Below are 2,953 nucleotides of genomic sequence, written 5' to 3'. Positions count from 1 at the left end.
TGAACTTACCCTCTCAAATATAAAAGATAAAGAACAAATTTATTTAAAAGCCCAAAAGGATTATGATGAATTAGTCCAGCATAATTTCACTCAAAGAATCTTAAATGATAAAGATTCTATAGTGGATGGAATTTATAATGAAAGGATTAAAAAGATTCATACTCAAATCATAGACTTAGCTAAAAATGTCAATATAGGAGGAGAATACTTAACTAATGTAGGCTTATCTAAAGATACCATAGTAGGATTAAGCAATACCTTAAATGTAGGAGTAGATAATAAAGTAAGAGTGGCTAAAAACTCTCATGAATATGTAGGAGAAAACAAAGATATAGAAATAGGTGCTAATCAAAATACTATTATCCATAAAGATGAGATAAGAAATGTGAAGGGGAATAAAAAGGAAGTGGTTGAGGGGCATTATGATATTAATGTCAGTGATAAAATGCAAGTGTTAAGCGAGAAAGAGATGGATTATAAAAGCAAAGATAATATTCTTTTTACAAGTAATGAATCCATAGGATTTGAAAGTGATAAAAATACAAGCATGGTAGCTGATAATATCACAACTTATGCAAAAACTATTCATGAGTTAAAAGCCGATAGCGAGGCGACTATACAGGTAGGAGAAACAATTATTAATGCAAAACCTGATTGTGTTATCATTAAAGCAGGTGGAGTTGAAGTAACTATAGACTCTAATGGACTTGTGGTTAAAGGTGGAGAGCTTAAAGCAGAGTAATAAAGGATAAACAATGAATAAACCCTTCTACAAACTTAAAAGATTTTATATACCTTGTGGTGTGCTTATAGCTTTGATTATTTTTATAAGCTTAGCTTATCATTTTTTACAACAACCTTTAGAGCTTATCTTTTGGGATAGATATGATATATCAAAATTATCTATTAATAACGAAAAGAAAAATTTTAAAACAATGAAAACTGTGAATTACTCCTACTTTCGCTAACGCTTAGAAGTAGGAGGTTCCTAACTAAAGCCAAGTATTCTTAGCTAGCTCGAAAGGCTTCTTGTTTATAGCTTACACCTAAATTTTCATATAAAATATTAAAACTTATACAAAAATCTTTCATAAATTGTTTCAGAAGTTAAAGAGTTTGTTTGGTAAATTACATTAAGGGTTTAAGCCGCAGGCTGACCCCCTACGGCTAAATTGTGAAACCCCTGAAAGGAGGTACATAAAACTCATTCTAGTGGTTATTATACTGCTTTGTTTATTTATAGTCAAGGCATATTAACCAAGCTCAATTTTTGGGGCAACTGGAGTGGGTTACTTGCGGTATCAAACAAACTTTTAACTAAGCTTCTCTCCTTCTATTGAATTTCTATATTTTTTTATATTTTCAATATTTGCACCAAATAAAAATGAAGGTGCAAAAAACAAAGTGCTAAAGAATAACAAGTAAAATCTTTTCATGGACTGTTTTAAGAAGTTAAAGAGTTTGTTTTTGGTATAATTGCATAAGGGTTAATGCCAAAGGGGCGGCAACCCCTTTAGCATTCAATCACGCCCAAAAAGGAGGTGATACAGAATGTTAAACAAAATTATAGTAATAATTATACTACTTTGTATAATTATAGTCAAGTGTTATTAACACTTGTTTTTCCCTTTTTTAAAGGGGGCTATAATTTTCCCTTTGGCTTACCAAACAAACTTTTAACTAAGCTTCTCTCCTTCTATTGAATTTCTATATTTGAAAAATTTTATTTTTTTAAAAAGTATATGTTTTTTGTATTATTAATTTTTCAAGTATATTCTTTTGGTTATTTTAACTATAAATCACAGTCCTCTTGAGTTTCTTGAAAATAAAGAAAATAGAGAAAAACTCATAAAAACCCTAATAATACACTTAAATTCTTATTTAGAGGCTGAAAGTAATCTACAAAAAATCAAGATTTTAGTCAAAATATATCAAAATTTACAAAAATGTAGCCGAACTCCTGATCTTATTGACATAGAAGAACTTGAATTTAACAAAGAAGACATTTTCGAAGAATTATTTTATGCTTTAGGCGGTTTAGGAGGTATGTATTCCGTAGAAATAATACAATCAAGAATTGCAAATTTCATCAAAATACTTGGCGGAGAACCTAAACTTTTATTAGAAAGATTCACAGCATAGACTTCAAAAAGAAGTCTATGCAAATACTCAATTTTAGAAAAATTAATTATTCAATAACGCAGCTTTTATTGTATCATTTGTTGCTTTGGCATATATAGTGGTAGTATTTAGATTTGCATGTCTTAGAATTTTTTGTATGACCACAAGGTTTGTTCCTTTGGCTGTTAATCTCATGGCTAAAGTGTGTCTAAGCAAATGAAGTCCTTTTTTGCTGATCAAAGCTTTAGCGTAAATATTATTTACAATCAAAAAAGCATTGCTTCTATTTAAATGTTTTCCTATGCTAGTTTGCATTATGTAATCATGATCTTGGATATTTTCTTTAAAATATTCAAGCTCATCATCTACTTCTTTTTTAATAAATGCAAATTGTTCTTTACCACCCTTGCCTATTATGGATATTTTTAATATTTCATCATCAACCTCTTCAAAATCACAAAGTTTTACATTTAAAGCTTCAGAAATTCTAAGTCCTCCATAAAGCATAAGTTTTATCAGTAAAGAGTTTCTAAAACTATTATAAACTTCTTTTTTTGCTTTTTCTTTCTCTAAAACATTATTTAGCCTTATAATTTCATTTTCATTAAGATAATTTAATTTTTCTTCTGATTTTTCTGTTCTAAATCTAATTTTCTTCATATCAAAGGAAAAAATAAACAAATCATCATTATTATCGCTTATAAAAAAAGCTAGTTAATACTCTCAAATAAGTTATTTTTGTTTTTTTGATAGTTTATTGCCATTTTTTGAATTATTTTCTAAATAATTAAGAAAATTGACTAAAAAAGTCGTTTTTATATCGTTTATTTGC

The 2,953-nt window shown here is 28.3% G+C and carries 3 protein-coding genes and 1 pseudogene; 3 read left to right on the top strand and 1 reads right to left on the bottom strand.

From position 1 onward, the window contains the following. The 3 genes from AJ884_RS06780 to AJ884_RS06770 all read left to right on the top strand — a co-directional run. A partial coding sequence (locus AJ884_RS06780; RefSeq protein WP_070286516.1) for a bacteriophage T4 gp5 trimerisation domain-containing protein occupies positions 1–742 on the top strand: 742 nt, incomplete at its 5' end. A 13-nt stretch (positions 743–755) separates the two neighbouring features. Further along, positions 756–968: a hypothetical protein gene (locus tag AJ884_RS06775; RefSeq protein ID WP_070232973.1), complete on the top strand. Its 213-nt coding sequence runs from the start codon at positions 756–758 to the stop codon at positions 966–968. Between the two features lie 826 nt (positions 969–1,794). Continuing rightward, complete coding sequence (locus AJ884_RS06770; RefSeq protein ID WP_096738665.1) at positions 1,795–2,142, top strand: hypothetical protein; 348 nt, start codon at positions 1,795–1,797, stop codon at positions 2,140–2,142. A gap of 42 nt (positions 2,143–2,184) precedes the next feature. On the opposite strand, the pseudogene AJ884_RS06765 reads toward AJ884_RS06770, so the two are convergent. After that, positions 2,185–2,953 (bottom strand): annotated as a pseudogene (locus tag AJ884_RS06765) (tyrosine-type recombinase/integrase); the annotation flags it as partial.

Source organism: Campylobacter sp. BCW_6463, assembly GCF_001762785.1.
In the GTDB taxonomy this organism is placed as follows: Bacteria; Campylobacterota; Campylobacteria; order Campylobacterales; family Campylobacteraceae; genus Campylobacter_D; species Campylobacter_D jejuni.
This window is presented reverse-complemented; position numbering and strand designations above follow the sequence as displayed.